At 64.4% G+C, this 17,206-nt stretch carries 16 protein-coding genes; 3 read left to right on the top strand and 13 right to left on the bottom strand.

Translation table 11 applies throughout. The annotated features are described in order from the left end of the window. Positions 1-44 precede the first annotated feature (44 nt). Genes K7G82_RS00970 through K7G82_RS00960 form a run of 3 tightly spaced genes read left to right on the top strand, consistent with a single transcriptional unit; the run spans position 45 to position 2,912 of the window. Positions 45-1,457 carry an amidohydrolase family protein gene (locus K7G82_RS00970; protein ID WP_222987948.1) on the top strand — a complete coding sequence of 471 codons (1,413 nt, stop codon included), beginning with the start codon at positions 45-47 and terminating at the stop codon, positions 1,455-1,457. Positions 1,458-1,464: 7 nt separating this feature from the next. Further along, entirely contained in the window at positions 1,465-2,169 is a 705-nt protein-coding gene (locus tag K7G82_RS00965) for a cytochrome b/b6 domain-containing protein (RefSeq protein WP_222987947.1), read from the top strand. Further along, the gene (locus K7G82_RS00960) at positions 2,166-2,912 is read left to right on the top strand and encodes a molybdopterin-dependent oxidoreductase (RefSeq protein WP_222987946.1); all 747 of its coding nucleotides are present in this window, start codon (positions 2,166-2,168) and stop codon (positions 2,910-2,912) included. The genes K7G82_RS00965 and K7G82_RS00960 overlap by 4 nt, the downstream gene beginning before the upstream one ends. A gap of 24 nt (positions 2,913-2,936) precedes the next feature. Here the strand turns inward: K7G82_RS00960 and K7G82_RS00955 are convergent, their stop codons facing one another. From K7G82_RS00955 to K7G82_RS00895, 13 genes are all read right to left on the bottom strand, one after another. Further along, positions 2,937-3,839: a 2OG-Fe(II) oxygenase gene (locus K7G82_RS00955; RefSeq protein ID WP_222987945.1), complete on the bottom strand. Its 903-nt coding sequence runs from the start codon at positions 3,837-3,839 to the stop codon at positions 2,937-2,939. 8 nt (positions 3,840-3,847) lie between these two features. Further along, the gene (locus tag K7G82_RS00950) at positions 3,848-4,807 is read right to left on the bottom strand and encodes an aKG-HExxH-type peptide beta-hydroxylase (protein WP_222987944.1); all 960 of its coding nucleotides are present in this window, start codon (positions 4,805-4,807) and stop codon (positions 3,848-3,850) included. Between the two features lie 4 nt (positions 4,808-4,811). Beyond that, positions 4,812-6,710 carry a RiPP maturation radical SAM C-methyltransferase gene (locus K7G82_RS00945; protein ID WP_222987943.1) on the bottom strand — a complete coding sequence of 633 codons (1,899 nt, stop codon included), beginning with the start codon at positions 6,708-6,710 and terminating at the stop codon, positions 4,812-4,814. Positions 6,711-6,723: 13 nt separating this feature from the next. Continuing rightward, positions 6,724-7,917 carry an aKG-HExxH-type peptide beta-hydroxylase gene (locus K7G82_RS00940; RefSeq protein WP_222987942.1) on the bottom strand — a complete coding sequence of 398 codons (1,194 nt, stop codon included), beginning with the start codon at positions 7,915-7,917 and terminating at the stop codon, positions 6,724-6,726. Next, entirely contained in the window at positions 7,914-9,143 is a 1,230-nt protein-coding gene (locus tag K7G82_RS00935) for a radical SAM protein (protein ID WP_222987941.1), read from the bottom strand. The genes K7G82_RS00940 and K7G82_RS00935 overlap by 4 nt, the downstream gene beginning before the upstream one ends. A 110-nt stretch (positions 9,144-9,253) precedes the next feature. Then, on the bottom strand, positions 9,254-9,466 hold the full coding sequence (locus K7G82_RS00930) for a hypothetical protein (RefSeq protein ID WP_222987940.1): 213 nt from the start codon (positions 9,464-9,466) through the stop codon (positions 9,254-9,256). 354 nt (positions 9,467-9,820) lie between these two features. Continuing rightward, positions 9,821-10,963: an aminotransferase class V-fold PLP-dependent enzyme gene (locus K7G82_RS00925; RefSeq protein ID WP_222987939.1), complete on the bottom strand. Its 1,143-nt coding sequence runs from the start codon at positions 10,961-10,963 to the stop codon at positions 9,821-9,823. Positions 10,964-11,199: 236 nt separating this feature from the next. Beyond that, complete coding sequence (locus K7G82_RS00920; protein ID WP_222987938.1) at positions 11,200-11,547, bottom strand: hypothetical protein; 348 nt, start codon at positions 11,545-11,547, stop codon at positions 11,200-11,202. A 148-nt stretch (positions 11,548-11,695) separates the two neighbouring features. After that, the gene (locus K7G82_RS00915; RefSeq protein WP_222987937.1) at positions 11,696-12,088 is read right to left on the bottom strand and encodes a helix-turn-helix domain-containing protein; all 393 of its coding nucleotides are present in this window, start codon (positions 12,086-12,088) and stop codon (positions 11,696-11,698) included. A gap of 2 nt (positions 12,089-12,090) precedes the next feature. Further along, positions 12,091-12,528 (bottom strand): hypothetical protein, encoded by a 438-nt coding sequence (locus K7G82_RS00910; protein ID WP_222987936.1) that lies wholly within the window; start codon positions 12,526-12,528, stop codon positions 12,091-12,093. A gap of 193 nt (positions 12,529-12,721) precedes the next feature. Further along, positions 12,722-13,075 (bottom strand): hypothetical protein, encoded by a 354-nt coding sequence (locus K7G82_RS00905; protein ID WP_222987935.1) that lies wholly within the window; start codon positions 13,073-13,075, stop codon positions 12,722-12,724. Between the two features lie 54 nt (positions 13,076-13,129). Further along, complete coding sequence (locus K7G82_RS00900; RefSeq protein WP_222987934.1) at positions 13,130-13,594, bottom strand: helix-turn-helix domain-containing protein; 465 nt, start codon at positions 13,592-13,594, stop codon at positions 13,130-13,132. A gap of 184 nt (positions 13,595-13,778) precedes the next feature. Further along, entirely contained in the window at positions 13,779-17,174 is a 3,396-nt protein-coding gene (locus tag K7G82_RS00895) for an acyl-[ACP]--phospholipid O-acyltransferase (RefSeq protein WP_246623161.1), read from the bottom strand. Positions 17,175-17,206 lie beyond the last annotated feature (32 nt).

Below are 17,206 nucleotides of genomic sequence, written 5' to 3'. Positions count from 1 at the left end.
TGCAATCATGGCGATTGCTGCATGCCAGGAGTTCGGGGGAATAGATGGTCGACCGGCGCGATATGCTCAAGACGATGGGCCTCGGTGCGACCGGCACTTTCCTGGCCGGCGGCGCGACACATGCGGCCACGCCTTCGCCCGGTGCACGCAAGCAGGCGGCATTGCTGCACGAGGAAATCGCGACGATGCCCGTCGACGATTCGCATTGCCATCCGCTGACCGATCAGGACGCGCAGACAACGCCCGATCTCTTCCTGGAACGCATCTCGCTGGCTGGCTTTCCGACGCCCGATTATTTTCCGGACGGCGTCTACCGGGCCTGGCTCTCCGGCGATGCGGCCAAGCGACAGGCGCTCGACCGCCAGCACGGGATAGACAAGGTCCGGGGCGAGATCTTCTATCATTTCCGCGAAAGCGTCTTCGTCAAATATATGACGAAGGAGATGGCGAAATTCCTGGGCTGCAAGCCGGACCTGACCACGGTGATCGCCGCCCGCAACGAACGCGGCCGCGATTATTGGGGCTATGTGGGGGCGCTGTTCCGCGATGCCCGGATCGAGAATGCGATGCTCGACACCGGCTATATCGAGAATTTGCAGGCGCCGGGGATCGCGCGCTTCGAGGACGCGATCAAACCGTCACGGCCACGGCGCATCTACCGGGTCGAAACGATCCAGGCGCAATTGTTCAAGGAGGATATCGGCTTCGAGGAGCTCGAGCGGCGCTTCCTCGCCATGGTCCGCGCCGGTCTCGACGGCACGGGCAATTACGGCGCCCGTTCCTATGGCATGAAATCCTATCTGATGCCCGAGATCGGCGTGGTGAAACCGCTGTTCGATCCCGCACCGGCCAAAGCGAGCTGGGCGACGCTCAAGGATAAATCGGTCGTCTACGAGGATCGCGAGGCGGAAGCCCACAAGGGCAAGGATCTGCGGCGCTATCTGCTGACCCTGGCGCTGGAGGAATGCCTGGCTCGCGACATGCCGATGCAATTCCATGCCGGCGACGGCGAAGCGCCGGGCATCATCCTGCGCCAGCAGGATCCCTATAATCTGGAGGAAATGGTCCGCTTCGATCGCAACGGCGTGATGCGGATGCCCAAGATCGTGCCGATCCATGCGGGCTATCCGCTGGTCGGCCAGGCAGCCTGGCTCAGCCACCTCTACACCAACTGCTATTTCGAACTGTCGATCATGACGCCCTTCGTCCATCAGGGGCTGTTCCAGCGCTACCTGCAGGTGATGGAGGCGGTGCCGCTGTCCAAGATCCTGTTCGGCAGCGACGCCTATCATGTCCCCGAACTGTTCTGGCTGGCGAGCATCTGGGGCAAGCGATATCTGGCGCAGGCGCTGGGCGTCTATGTCGATCAGGAGGTGTTGAGCGTCGACGAGGCGATCGAGGCGGCGCGCATGATCCTCTACAAGAACAATCGCCGCCTCTACAATCTGGAGGCCTAGGCGAACCGTGGGGACGCCTCTCCAGCATCCGCGGGCGCGCGGCGGGAAACGCCATACATTGCTCGTCCGTGTCGCGCACTGGATCAACATGTTCGCCTTTTTCGGGCTGTTGGCCAGCGGCATCGGCATATTGGTCGCCTTTCCCGAACTCCATTGGGGCGAAACCGGCTATCCGGGAAAGACGCCCTGGGTCTCGCTGGGGATGGAGGCGAATTTCGACCACACCGCCTGGGGCCGCAACGTCCATTTCCTGAGCGCCTGGGCGCTGGTGGCGAACGGGCTTGTCTATCTGCTGTCGGGCCTGATCGGCGGTCATTTCCGCACGCGCCTGCTTCCCACGCGCCACCAGTTGAGCCGCGATCATATCGTCGAGGACATCCGCCAGCATCTGCGCTTCCGGACACCGCCGGGCGGACACGGCCCTGACTATAACCTGCTTCAGAAGATCGCCTATCTGGTCGTCATCCTGATCCTGTTCCCGTTGATGATCCTGACCGGCCTGACCATGTCGCCGGGGGTGACCGCGACGTTTCCCGAACTCTTCACGCTGTTCGGCGGCCGGCAATCGGCACGCACCATCCATTTCATCGCCGCATCGCTGCTCGTGCTCTTCGTGCTGATCCATGTCTGGCAGGTCATCCTGACGGGCGCGGCCGAACAGATCCGGGCGATGATCACCGGCGGATCCAGCGCAACGGAGGCCCCGGAATGACCACGACGCCCAATCGTCGCATCTTCCTGAGTGGCCTGGTCGCGGCGGGCGGGGTGTCGCTCGCCGGATGCCGGAGCGAAACCTATTTGCCCCCCGATTATGGGAGTCTGTTCGGCGTCAGCGATGCGCTCAGCATGGGCGCGCAGCGCCTCATCCTGCAACGACAGCCGCTGGCACGCGAATTCGCCCCCTCGCTCATTTCCAGGGGATTCCCAGCGATCGGAACCACGCTGCCCGAGGACGACGCCTATCTGCGCGACCTGAAGACGGGCTTCGCCACATGGTCGCTGCCCGTCGAGGGGCTGGTCCGCCGTCCGCTCCGGCTCTCGCTGGCGGTGCTGAAGGCGATGCCCGCTCGAACGCAGGTGACCGCGCATAGCTGCGAGCGCGGCTGGACCGCGATCGGGCAATGGACCGGCGTGCCGCTCGCACATGTCCTGCGCCTGGCCGGGCTGCGCCCCGAAGCCCGCTATATCGTTTTCGACAGCGTCGACGGCTGGTACGAAAGCTTGGACCTTTTCGACGCGCTCCACCCCCAGACGATCCTCGCCCATGGGATGAACGGCGCGCCGCTGCCCGTGCAACATGGTGCCCCCGTACGCCTGCGCGTCGAACGGCATCTGGGTTATAAGAGCATCAAGTTCATCAACCGGATCAGGGTGGTGGAATCGATGGCGGGAATCAGCAGCGGCAAGGGCAGTCTTGCCGCCGAATTCGGCTATTCCTGGTATGCGGGCATCTGATCTTCGCGGTTGCAGACGCAGGCATCACCGCCGGCAGATCTCCAGATAGGGCATTCGCTCCAGCGCTTCGTCGGACAGGCGATATTGTTCGCAGACCAGGCTGACACGCGGCGCCGTTCCCTCGGTGACCGGCGTCACGCCATGTGTCAGATCGCCGCGAAAATGGACGGCATTGCCGGTTTCCGGCCGGATCAACGCGATCGGGCGGCCATTCTCGCGCAGCGCCAGCCGTCCTCCGCGCGATTCCGGTACATGCAGATAGAGGATGCTCACCACGTCCGGACTGGTTTCGCCATCGAGCGTGCGATCGACATGCAGGCCGCTTCCTACACCCGGCGGCAATATGAGCAGGTTGAGATAATAGGCGTTCGGCGCGCCCCCCAACCCGCTATCCCGGCGCCAGGGATGCGCCATGATCCGTTCGACGAACGGCTCGACCCAGGGCAGCAGGCGCAGCAGCGCGGGCTTCGCTTCCGCGCGCCAGCTTATGCCAAAGCCCCGGCTGCCGCCGAAAGCGGCGGCGAGCGGATTATCCCCGGCCAGTTCGCACGCCTCCGCCCCCGCCAGCATTTCCGCGACGATCGGGGACGGAAGCGCGTGAGGAACCAGTTCGAAGGCAGGGTTTTCCGCCTGATCATGCGAAGCGGCCGATCGAACCGCAGCTTCGTCGGCAAGCGCGGAATCCGAAAGCAGACCGAACGCGACGAACGCTTCGACCAGCGAACGCGCATTGGCGTCATAGGCCACGCCCGCCCTGCCCGCCGCCGCCTCAGGCCATGACGGTCCCTCGCAGAACTGAAGCAGCAAGGCGAGCTGGCCGGGCTGCAGTTCGACGAACTGGGGCTGCTCATGCCCCTGCCGCGCCCAGACGCCAAGCTGGCCGTCATCCGCGAGGATGGCGAGCGGCCCGCTCAGGGCCAGGGACATTTCATGCATCATGACGCCGCCCGAAGCCCCGATCGTACACGCGCCTGCATCAGATCGATCGCGTCGAGCGCCGAGGGGGCGATCGCTCCCTCGGCATCGGCGAAGATGTCGCGCAATACCGGCCCGATGAAGCCATGGGCGGCGCGATCGTGGAGCCGCCTGTCTTCCTCGCCCGCCATGCCGCGCCAGAACGACCATAGGGCGAACCAGACGAAACAGGCCTCCAGCAGCGCATCGAGCGGGATAAGCTGATCGCTCCACGGCGAACAGGCTTCGACGGACCTCAGCCGGGCATGATCGAGGACGAAGGGCTGAATAAGCTGGACGGCGTTGAGCAGCGAATGGATCGCCTCGTGCAGCAGCGCGTCGGCGATCATCTCGATCGAGGCCGCTTCGATGTTGATCAGCACGCTGCGCCCGGGGCAGCGCGGCGAACTGGTCGACAGGAACCCGTCGCGCCCCAGATCCCGCCTGACCGCGATCTCGCGACTGTGGACATGGACGCATTGGGCGGCCGCCGGCCGCTCGGCGAGACGATCGAGCGCCGCATGAATCCGCCGTTCCGCCAGCCGGCGCCCGCCTTCGCTCATGCCGACAGGCGTGATCAGCGGAATGTCGAAACTCGCACCGGACGCTGCCGAAAAATCGACATAGGGCATGCGCGCGTCGGTTGGCGCCGGCAGGTCGGCGATATGATCGAGATGATCGAGCAACGCGAAGGCATCGCCATCGGGCGCGAGAAAGCGGAACGTGCCGGGCGCGGTCATCGCGTCCGCCATCCGCGTCGGGCCGCGCCTTGTCATCCGCCGATGCAGCGCCTCCACCCGCGCGGGTTCGCGCTGGCCGGCAACCCCGATCCGCACGGCCCCGGCCACGACCACGCGCAGTTCGAACTGCGCGCGCAATTCGTCGATCAGCGGGATGCCGGGTCCGGTCCAGCGCAGCGCCTGGACGATCTGGGGCAGCATCGCGCTACCAGTTCCGATTGTTGGGCAGCGCCAGGCTCAGATAAAGCCCCTCCTCGCCCACCATCAGCCCGATCTCGACAAAAGTCGCGAGCGCGCCGCGCAGATCGTCCGGATCGGGCCGATCGCCGGTCAGGCGCTCGACATCGCCGGCAAGCTGATCGAGCGAGCGTGCGGTATCGCAACACAATTCGTAGACCTGGCCGAGCAAGCCATCCAGCTCGTAACGCACCATCTCGTCCGCCCCCCGGCGATCCTCGACAAGCAGGCCGCCCGGCAGCTTGCGATAGGTGAGCGCCGGCCGCGCATCCGGATCCGCCCAGCGCGCGCGCCATGCGACGATCACGTCCTCGGTTTCGAACAGGCTCTCCGGGGCGGCGACATCGTCCATGCGATAATCGAAGAAATAGGCGACCTTCCGAAGATCGACGGGTTCGGGATAGACGAACGCATAGCTGTGCTCGGGCCGGATATCCTCGATCGGATACTGATCCTGCCGCGTGAAATAAGGGGAGAAGCGTTCGAGCCAGATCCGCGACAGCCCGCTGGGCGGCTCCAGGTGCGGTATCGCCTTCAGCACCGCGAGCTGGCGGACATAATCGTCGACGGTTTCGCCGGGAAAGCCGGAGAGCAGGTTCCAGTTGACGCGGATGTCGTAATAGCGCGCCCATTTCATGAAGCGCACATTCTGCAGCATCGTCGCACCCTTGTTCATCAGCGCCAGGATATGCGTGCTCAGCGATTCGATGCCCGGCTGGACCCGGCGCACGCCGCCCGCGCGCAACGCGCGGAGTTGCTCGCGCTTCAGATTGGCCTTCACCTCGTAGAAGAACTCGTAATCGATATGCGTTTCGGCGATGGGCTTCAGCACATCCTCGATATGCTGGATCGCCAGGATATTGTCGGTCGCATCGAAGCGATGCAGCAAATGGCGGCCGCTCAGTTCGGCGAGTTCGGCATGGACGCGATCGGCGTTTTTCCGCCGATAGCCCATGCCGATGCCGTTGAGTCCGCAAAAGGTGCAATGATGCTTGGCGCCCCACCAGCAGCCGCGCGAGGTTTCGAACGGCAGCCGATCGAGCGAGGCAATGCCCAGATCGGTCGCCCGTTCGAAATATTCGGCGTAAAGCGGCGTCGGCAGCCGATCGAGATCGGTGACGGGATCGGCCTGGCGCGCGAAGACGAGAGCGCCGTCGCGGCGATAGGCGATACCGGGAAAATCGGGCTCCGCATCGTCGGCCACGGCGTCGAGCAATCGGGGAAAGGCGATATCGGCCTCTCCCACCACGATCATGTCGACCCAGTCGAAATGGCGCATCTGCTCCAGTCCCATCTCGGCCTCCATATTGGCGCCGCCGAACAGGGTGCGCGTCTCCGGGCTGAGCTGCTTGATCCTCCGCGCCAATGCCAGGCTGGCGACATTCTGCTGGAAGGTGGAGGTGAAGCCGACCACATCGTAGCGCGTCCAGTCGGTTGCCCGCGCACAGCGTTCGACGAAATCGGGCAGGATCTCGCGCCGCAATCTCCTGAGCCCCGCTTCGTCCAGTCCCGTCGCGTCGAACAGCCATTGGGCTTCGTCGGGAAAGGCGTCGAGAAAGGCGGCCTCGTCATATGGCGCATCCGCGCCGAAAGCCGCCGGGGCCATCAGCCACTCCCCCGTCATCCGCCCGCGATGGCCGCACAGCGCCTCATAGGTCTCGGCGCCGAGCGTCGCGGACAGGTCCAGGTTCAGGTGGAGCGTATCGGCGAAATGCCCAGACTGCCGCGCCACTGCGGCAAGCAGGCCTACCTGAATCGATGGGATCGTCGCCGATGCGAAGGGCATGCAGACCAGCATGACCCGCGCCGCACGCGCGCGCGCGGCAAGCGATCCTTCAGCAGCCGGATCGGCCAATGGCTTCATCATCGTCTCTCCCCCATCACGGCAGGGCCGCCAGCGGCCGATACAGATCCTGGCCCAATGCGGTCAGTGCGCCGTTCCGCCGCAACGGCCGGCCGAGCTGCTCCGTCCAGCCCTCCAGCACCGCCGCACGGGCACGGTGGACATCGCTTTCCCCGGCGCCGGCGGCCAGCGCATGCCGGTGGTAAAGCAGCATGTTCGCGCTCGCGTGGAAGGCGAGCAGGATGTAGAAAAGCGGCCGGTCCATCTGGCGCGCCGGCGAATAATAGAGCCGTTCGTCCGCCTCATCATGGAGCGCGCCGAGCCGGCTCGCCACATAGAGATGAAAATGCGCGGCTTCGTGGACGAGCAGTTCGCCGATCATCGCCGGCGATCCGGGGAAGGAACAGGTCATGATTCCCGGCCGGTCGATATAGCTGCCGCTCAGATATTGCCGGCTGGGCGGTCGTTTGAGCGGGATCACGCCGGCGATGACGCGCGCCGCCCAGCGCGCATGGTCGGGCACATGGCACTCCAGATAGGCGGCGGCGGCACGCAGTTCGCCGACGCCGCTTCGATAGCGCCGGTCACTGGCCAGGCGCGGATGCACGTCCGCGAAGCTGGTGCAATCGATGCTCGATGACGGCAGCAGCCGGATCGCGCCGTCCGCGATCGGGATGCGGGCGAGCGGCGCCTGCCCGTCGGCCCGCCATTGTCCGTCGTACATCTCGAACCGCAATGGCGTCGCGGCGCGATCGGTTTCGAGCACCGCCCGTTCGCCATCGCTTTCGATCGAGACTCGCGTGCCGCAATCGAAGCGCAACCCGTCGAACCAGAGCTGCCAGGGTTGCGCGGTCGTCGCCTCGAAACGGCCGGGAACACCGCCGGCCAGGATCTGCGCGGCGAACTGCGCGGCGGCGATCACCGGATCGCCGCCATTGCCGGTGCGCAACGCCGCGCGCAATCGCCCCGCGCCATAGGACCAGGCGGCGGCGGGCGTCCCCCCTGCCTCGCACCACGACGCGATCATCCGGCCCAGCCCGCACGACCGCGCCGCCAGTTCATCGCCGAAGCGCTCGAGAAAAGCGCCGCAACCGGCGCGCGCACCCTCGACGACGAGCAGATCGAACAATGGCCGGGGCAGATCCTCGGTCGCGCTCGCGAAACCCGTCATATCCGGCAGATACGCATCGCTCTGACGGACTTGCCGGGCCTCGGCCAGCATCGCGGTCATGCCATCACCGGCGTCGGGGCAGGCGCCGGGCGGCCGGCCTCACCGCCCTGCCCCCACAGTGCCGCGCGGCGCGCGATCGTCTCTTCGGGGCTGATATCCATGCGCCCGCGGATATGCGCGAACAGCTTGATGAGATCGGCACACCAGACGCTGGGGTGATCGAAACCGCCATCCGCGTCGAACCGGTGCGGCAGATAGCCGCCCGCGCAGGTCTGCGCCTCCACACAGCCGGCGCAATCGCGCGGCAGCGGCAGCCCGTGCATCGCCGCCGCGATGAAGGGGTTGCCGTCGGCGACGGCGCGGAAATCGTCGGTCAGCACATTCCGGCCGACATGCGTGACGCGGTCTCCGCAGGCCTTCAGCTTGTCGAGCCCCTCCATCTCGCCATCGGTTTCGACCGCGACGAATTGCAGCGGCAGATTGCCCAGGCTGTCGACCAGGCTGCTGCCCCCCATCAGCAAACGACCGATGCTCCAGAATTCGCGGATCTCGAACGCGATGCTGCCGTTGAAAAACCAGTCGTCGAAGACCGGGATCAGGAAATCAGCGCATGGCGTAGGCCCGTGAAGACGGCGCAGCCGCGCGATCTCTGCGCGATCATGCGTGGGCAGCAGATAGGACAGCGACGAGCAGCCAAGGTCCAGAAAATGGCGATGCGTCGCCACCGGATCCTCACCCAGGGGAATGACGCAGAGCAGGCCGAAACGATAATCCGCCGCCGCCAGATTCCCGATCGCGCGGACGACCGCCGCATGGCTGCCGCGCCCCTTGTGATCGACGCGGTGACGGTCGTTCGCGGCCGCCATCCCGTCCAGGCTGATGCCCAACTGGACGTCATGCGCGCGGAACAGCGCGATCCAGTCCTCGTCGATGAGCACGCCATTGGTCTGGATGGCGAGTTGGACGTCGACGAGGTCGCCAAGCGTGCGGTGCAGGGTCCGGCACATTTCGTCGAACCGGCGCTTGCCCACCAGCATCGGTTCGCCGCCGTGAAAAAGAATGAGCGCTTCCGCCTGGCCGCTCTGCACGACATGCCGAGAGATGCGATCGACCGTGGCGGTGAAGATGTGATCCGGCATCAGTGGCGGCCGCGAACGCCAGGCCGTGTCGGCCTGGTTGTAGACATAGCAATAGCTGCAGTTGAGATTGCAGCGCGCGGCCGTCTTGAGAATGAACGGATGGATGGGGGCCGGCCGGATATCGGTTCTCGAAATCGGTCTGGACATCGGTTTCACCACATCGGGACCGCGCACCGCCGGCGTTCGCAGATACGCGCGAAAAGCCAGCGATGGTTGGTCAGTTGCTATTATGGAGATCGGCGTCGTGGTGCGTGAGGTTAGCCGCCGCCGCGGATGCGACCCGCTGCAATATCTTTTGCCTTGGCGATCCCGCCTTTGACCGATCCGTCGCCGAAAATGCCCGACGCGGCATCGATGCCGGCTTCTTTCAGTTCTTTTTGCAGCGCGGTGTGAAGCGCTTTCTCGACGCGCAGACGCGCATCCGAGCTGAGTCCGAAATTCTTGACTGCAATATTTACTTTATCTGGCATGGCATGTCTCCGTGATTAATCGTTAAACAAACGATAAAATCGACTCGACCTCCACGAACATCTTGATGCAGCCCAACAATAAAATCGAGCAATTTCCGAAGTTTGCTAGTATTAACCATAAATCGATAAAATACTAATCATGAATTAACCAGTTAAGTATCACCGCAAAAAGGATATATTTTGGATATGTAATTAATTATCCATTTACGATTGACAGTAATGTCAATTGTCAATCGCCCTTTTTAGCCACGATATCGTGACCCGAGAGACAGCGAGATGCGCGAACGACAGTCCGCACATCGCCGATTCGAACAAGGCATGGTTCCGGCGCGCTCCGACGCCGGTGACCTGGCGCTAAGCCACCGCCTGGCGCACAATGCTGACAAGCCGATCGACGTCAGCATCGTCATTGTAGAGATGCGGCGTCACGCGAAGGCGATCCCCGCGCATGCTGGCATGCACATCCTGGGCGGCAAGCCGGGCGATCAGATCGTCGGGCAATCCCTGGCGGAAACGCAGCGACAGGTAATGGGGCGCCCGATGCGCATCGGGCACGACGATCGCGCCGATGCCTGCCATGGCGTCCGCGATCTCGGCGGTCCTGGCGCCCAGCGTGGCCTGGATCCGATCGATCCGCCAGTCGAGAAGCTGCCGCAATGCCACGACCACCGCCGGCATCAACGCCATGTTCGAACGCTCGCCCACGTCGAAGCGGCGCGCACCATCCTGGAAGGTCTCGCTATAGTCGATCAGATTGCGGAAATCCTCCGCACGCTGGCGGACCACCCAGCCCTGCTCCAGCGGCACGCCCCCCTGATGGCGGGGCGCCACATAAAGGAATCCCGTCGAATAGGGACAGAGAAGCCATTTATAGCCGGCCGCGACCAGAAAATCGGGATCGATCTCGCCAACGTCGAAGCGATGGGCACCGCAGGACTGGGTGCCGTCGATCACCAGCGCCGCGCCGGCTTGCTTGCAGCGTGCGGAAATCGCGCTCAAATCGGTCAGCCCCCCGCAGACCCAATGGGTCTGACTGATGCAGACCACGGCGGTACGCTCGTCGATCGCCGCACCGATGGCCGCGGTCCAGTCGCCATCCTCGGGCCGGTCGACCGTCACGATCTCAGCCCCGGTACGGCGGGCAACATTGCGCCATGTCAGTACACTCGCCGGAAATTCCTCCGCCTGCATGACGATGGTCTGGCCGGCATTCACCGGCAGGTTCGCGGCGGCGACCGCCAGCCCATAGCTGGCGGCGGGCACCAGAGCGACATCGTCGCCCCCCGCACCGATCATCGTCGCGAACAGGCCACGCGCCGTTTCGGAATCCCCGAAAAAATCGGCCGGCTTGATTTCCCAGGGGCGCGCCTTGGCGGACAGGCCCGCAACGCCCGCAGCCGTCACCGCCTTCAGCAGCGGCGACATATAGGCGCAGTTGAGATAGGCGACGTCTCTGGGAATGTCGAAAAGATGCCGTTGATTACCAAGCCGCTCCATCGATCTTCCCGCTCCTTCACCAGATTGTCCGGCGCGGGCACGGAACGTCCGGCGCGCGCGATGCCAATGATCCAAGGCCTGGACCCTAGAGCATCATGTGGAGAAGTGGGAGCCGGTTTTCAGGGAAAACGATGTGACAACAAAGCGCTAAAACGGACAGCGCGATTCATGTTTCGCGCAGTTCGCCATCGTCTTTTCTCGCCACGATCATCGCCCCGGACATTTCGCCGTTACCATCAGAAATGCCTGAAAAGCAGTGCCATGATGACAAGCGCGAGCGCAAGCGCAGACAGGATGACCCAGAATGCCCATTCGCGCGATACCGGCGGCACATCCTCGCGAAAGACATGATCCCGCGGCGGCCGCGCATCGACATCCTCGCCGGCCCGTCTGCGCGCCTCCACCAAGTCGTCGATGATCTTGCCGACATCATGCCACTCCGCCACGCCGGCGCGGTCTCCCCTCAGCGCGCATGCCCGGCCGCGTTCCTCGACATGCCGGAGGACATCGGCTCCATATTGATCGAACAGCACGTGCGCCCAGCGCCGAAGCAGTTCGTCACGGCTTGAAGCGCCCTCGGGCACGCCCCGCGCTTGGACCGGGCTATCCAGTCCCGCTCCGGATACGGTGGATCCGGGCATCACGATCTTGCCGGCAGCATCGCCGCGAACGGATCGGCATGGCCCCGGAACCCAGCGGCGCGCGGCGATGCGAGAGGCGACCAGTTCCCGCTCAATGATCGAGTGCTCCCAGCCAGCGCAGCATCGCATTGCGCGCGGTTTCGGTCAGCGAGACATAGATGCGCCGTCCATCCTCGGAATCCGGCATCTTGGCGATCAGGCCACGCTCATCGAGAACACCGATCCAGCGCAATGCCGTTGTCGGTGGCGCGCCGGAGGCGATGCATGCCGAGGTGATGCTGACGCTCTTGTTTTCTTCGCCCGCAATGAAAAGATCGAGCAGCAGATCCCATGCGGGCTCGCCGAACAGGTCCACCGGCAGGAAGCGTGCACGCGCCCGGCGCGCGTTCAGATGTTCGCGGGCACGAACCAGCGCCTCGTTCCGGGGAATTTCCGTCAGTTGCGCAAGCTTGGCCGAAACGCTCTGAAGCTGCGCGACGAGCACGCCTAGCCCGGCATCCCCCGTCTCTGGTTCCGCCCCTGATGCAGCCTCCCCCGATCCAGCGAGATGCCCACCACCATGCTCAGCAGCCCCGGGATCGCCCACATCGCTTCCATGCCCTGATAGATGAGGGGCGTGAAGGAAGGCGACACGATCGTCGCAAAATGCGTCGCGACCGAGACCAGTTGGAACGCCGTCATCCAGATCGGCCAATAGGCCCGGCTTTTGAGCGTCAATATGTACATTGCGGTCAGGACGCCGATGTCCACCGCCATGACCGGTATTTGCGTGTGCCCCCATTGCGCCAGAAATGTAGCCGGCACCGTCAGAATCGAGGCGAGAATGATGATCGCGGTAGCCCATTTACCGTCCCTGCCCCCAGCCACGGCCGCATAGAAGCAGCAGAGCAGCATGAGGAACCAAAAGAGTAGAATGATCATCATGGTGTTGACCGCCTACAGCGCTGCCCCAAAAAACGGGAAGCGGTTTTCCGGCCGGGAAACGCTCCAGATATCAGGCCTGAAGCCTTTCTTGCCCGACAGGGCGATGCCGCCCTGTCGGAAAAGGCTGTAGGACTGCTCATTGAACGGTCAACACCAGATTGATCGGATACGGAATATATCGGATGCGGAACGTTCAGGCGGGAACGGTTTCGACGCTTGCGATCTCCGTGACCTGCGACTCCATGAACCCCAGGCCGGCGGGGCAACCGTAATTGACCGGCGCGATGTTGGACTGGCCCTTGATCGCGGTCAGCTTGGCGATCGTCCCCACCATCGCGGCACGGCCGGCCATCACATGGTTGATGCCCGTCGTCATCGATTGCAGCAGGTCCTGGCTGCGCTTGATCGGCAGATCCGATTCCTGCAACGCCTCGATGATCGTCACCATCAACTGGGTATCGCACAGCAGTGCCGCGTCGATCGCGGTCACGGCGCGCTTGGTATCGGCTGCAACGGCGCCTGCGGCGCCCGGCTGAATCGTGAGCATAGTTTTCCCTTCTGCGCCGCGCGGGCGCCAATGGTTTCGTTTGTGGGAATTGAGTTAGCTAAACACCCTCATCACGCCCGCTATGGCCAGCGCCAGGCCGGTCACAGCGGCAAGCGACATCGTCGCAACCCGCAATATGTGGATCGATTTCTGATCCCAACCGAGGTCATTCGGACGCCCCCCCAATGGCGGGAGAGCAAAGAGCCGGTGAAGGGCCCCCCGCCATCCCTGTGACGTGACGGGGCCAGACAAACCGGATTTTTCGGCGTTGGGAAGCCGTGCCGGATACGTACGTATTTTCTGCTTACTCTCATGATCGGTCAGCATGCGCGCCGCTTCGGCCCGGCTGGGCGCGTTGAGCATCTTCGCCATGCGCAGGATATGCGTATCCACGGTCCGGAACGACAGGCCGAGATGGCGCGCGATCTCCTTGGAGGTATAGCCTTCCCCCACCAGGCGCAGAATCTCCTTCTGCCGCTCGGTCAGGCTGCCGATCGGTTCCGATCCGCCCTCACTCATCGCCTGGATGTCCGGTGCATCACCTGATCATCGCCTCGTTACGCAATCGATTCGTTCGTCAGTCTCATACAGTGTTACTCATATCAGGCACCACGCAAGTTCTTTCGACAATTCAATATCGCTACGCCCCGACCTTCGCGTTCATCATGACCTGAAAATTCCGCAGATCAAACCCGTTCGCGACTCAGCCGGCAGCCATCCGGCCCATTGCCACATAATCGAGCTTGCCGGTCCCCAAGACAGGTAGGGCATCAAGGATGCGGATGTCGCGCGGAATCATCAGTTCGGCCACGCCATTGGCCTTGCCCCACGCCGACAGCGCAGCGAAGCGGGCATCGGACCGCGTTGTGAACATTACGAGTTGCTCACCTTTTCGGGAATCAGGCCGCGTCACCACCGCATGATCCGATTCGGGCCAGAGCGCCGCCGCATAGCCTTCCACCGCGGGCAACGAGACCATCTCGCCGCCGATCTTGGCGAAACGCTTGGCGCGACCGCGAATGGTGACGAATCCCTCCGCATCCATGGTGACGATGTCACCGCTGTCGTGCCAGCCGTCCTCGGGCGGCTGCAGCACGCCGGGCGCCTGCGCCTTGAAATAACCGCGCATGACGTTGGGGCCGCGGATCGACAGGCGCCCGCCTTCCTCAATCCCCGGCACCGGATCCAGCCGTGCCTCGATGCCGGGCAGCAACCGGCCGACCGTGCCGGCGCGGAAATGCATCGGCGTGTTGACCGCGATGACCGGCGCCGCCTCGGTCGCGCCATAGCCTTCCAGGATGCGCAGCCCGAACCGGTCGGACCAGGCCTTGCGCGTCTCGTCGCGGACGCGCTCGGCACCCGCGAAGACATAGCGAAGGCTGTAGAAATCATAATCGTGCGCCATGCGCGCATAGCCCGACAGGAAGGTATCGGTGCCGAACATGATCGTCGCATTGGCGTCATAGGCGAGCGCCGGCACGATCCGGTAATGGAGCGGGCTTGGATACAGCACGGTGCGGATACCGTTCAGGATCGGCAGCAGCGTGCCCCCGGTCAGCCCGAAGCTGTGGAAGACGGGCAAGGCATTGAGCACCACGTCGCTGCCGTTGAAATCGATCCTCGAAGCAAGCTGGTGACAATTGGCCAGCAGGTTGCGGTGCGACAGCGCGACCCCCTTGGGCAGGCCTTCCGATCCGCTTGTGAACAGCACCACCGCCGGTGCATCGTGCGACACGCCCTCGCGCCGGTGGATACGACGCGCATAGCGGCTTTGCACCAGTGCGCGCAGCTTCGCGCCCGCGCCGATCCCGGCTGCGACATCCTCCAGATAGAGGATCGCAATGCCATCCGCCTCCAGCCCCGCGACGACCTCGCCGAGCTTTGCCTGGTCGACAAAGGCGCGCGCCGTGACGATGGTCCGGATATTCGCCGCGGTGCAGGCGGCGCGCATATTGGACAGCCCTGCCGTGAAGTTGAGCATGCCGGGCACACGCCCCGCCAGTTGCAGCGCGAAAAAGGCGGCGACCACGCCGTTGACGTTGGGCAGCAGCACGCCCACCACCTCCCCCGCCGCCGTCCGCGCACGCAGCGGACGGGCCAGCGCGCAGGCGCCGGTGATCAGCCGGTCGTAGCTCAGCGGCTCGCGCTTCACATCCTCGACCACCATCGCCTTGCCGCCATGGATGCGGCGCGCATCGAGCAGCGCTTCGAACAGCGTGCGTTCGATGTTCGAAGTCGCGAAGATCATCCGGCTCATCTCGTCATAGAGCATCCGCCCGGCGATCGCGCGGCGCGCCCGCGCCGACATCTCGCCTTCGACGTGCAGCCGGCGTGGCGGCAGGATGGTCAGCTTGATCTTCGGGAACAGCCGCAGCCGCACCTTGCCGCGCAGCCGCGAGAAGAGCGAGAATTGCGCGCCGTCGATGCGGACGGGAATGATCGGCGCGTCGGCCTTGTCGGCGACCATGCCGGGGCCATCGAACACCTTCATCAGCGCACCGGTCACCGTGATCCGGCCTTCGGGAAAGATCACCAGGGTCCGTCCCTCGCGCACCGCCTTCACCATGCGCTTCGCCGACATCGGATTGGTCGGATCGACGGGAAAGGCATCGAACAGCTTGAGCATCGGCTGGATCCACCAGCTCTTGGCGATGTGCGTGTTGACCGCGAAGGTCGGCTTGCCCGGCAGGAAGGCGGCAAGGAGAAGACCGTCGAGGAAGGAGACGTGGTTGACCACCACCACGGCGGGCTCGCCGGGCTTCGGCATATTCTGCGCGCCTGTCACCTTGACGCCATGGAGCAACACCAGCAGGCTGCGGACGAGCGCCTTGATCACGGTTTCGGGCAGCAGCCAGCAGGCGATGAATGCGACGGCGAGCGTCGAGAAACCGAGCACGCCGATGATGCCGGGCACATCGACGCCCAGGCCGAGCAGCCCCGCCGTCACCAGCACCATCGCCACCGTCAGCCCGGCATTGATCACATTGTTGGCCGCGATCACCTGGCTGCGATCCTCGGGCGCGCTGCGCGTCTGCAGGATCGCATAGAGCGGCACGATGAACATGCCGCCGGAAAAGGCGATGCCGGCCAGCGCGATCATGATGCTCCATGCGCCGTCGCTGGCCAGGAAGGTCGCGACATCGGCGCCCTGGCGCTCGACATCGTAACCGCGCGTCGCCAGCCACAACCAGATCAGGAAACCGGCCATGGCGAGCGCGGAGACCGGCACGTAGCGCGCCGAAACCTCACCCTTGAGCAGGCGGTTGACGGTCAGCGAGCCGATCGCGATCGCGATCGAGAAGACGAGCAGGAACAGCGTCGCCACGTCCTGCTGCGCCGCTAGCACGCCGCTGACCAGAGGCGCGAATTCGGACATGATCACCGCGCCCACCGCGAAGAACCAGCTGATCCCCAGGATCGCCAGCCACACGCCACGATGCGCATAGGATGCACGCAGGATCGCGGCGGTGCCCCGGAACAGGTTGAAGTCGATCGGATGCGCCGCCGCCGCCGGAGGGGCAGTCGGCACGGCGAGACTGGCCGCGAGCCCAAGCACCGCCAGGCCGACCGCGATCAGCCCCGCTTCCCAGGGCGGCACCATGCCCGCCAGCAACTGCCCGCCCAGGATCGCGATGAAGGTGCCCGCCTCGACCAGGCCGGTGCCGCCCATCACCTCATCCCCACGCAGGTGCTGCGGCAGGATCGCATATTTGACGGGGCCGAAGATCGTCGAATGCATGCCCATCAGGAACAGGCAGCCGATCAGCAGCGGCACCGACGACAGCCAGAAACCGAGCAGCGCCAGCCCCATGATGCCGACTTCGGCCACCTTCACGATCCGCACCAGCCGGGCCTTGTCCCACGCATCCGCCACCTGGCCGGCGAGCGATGAGAACAGGAAATAGGGCAGGATGAACACGCCCGTCGCGATCGTCGCGAGCATTTCCGCCTGTTCGGGCGCCGCCGCATGGATGCCGAAATTGGCCATGAACAGCAGCGCGAACTTCAGCAGATTGTCGTTGAACGCGCCCAGGAACTGGACGGCGAAGATCGGGCCGAAACGGCGTTTGGCAAGCAAGGACAGGTCTGGTGCGGACATGATGAATACTCCCCCGAGCAGGCCGGTTAGTG

Origin of the sequence: Sphingomonas colocasiae, assembly GCF_019880585.1 — a bacterium.
Lineage (GTDB): Bacteria > Pseudomonadota > Alphaproteobacteria > Sphingomonadales > Sphingomonadaceae > Sphingobium_A > Sphingobium_A colocasiae.
Note: the sequence above shows the minus strand (reverse complement) of the source record. Positions and strands in the feature narration are given on the sequence as shown.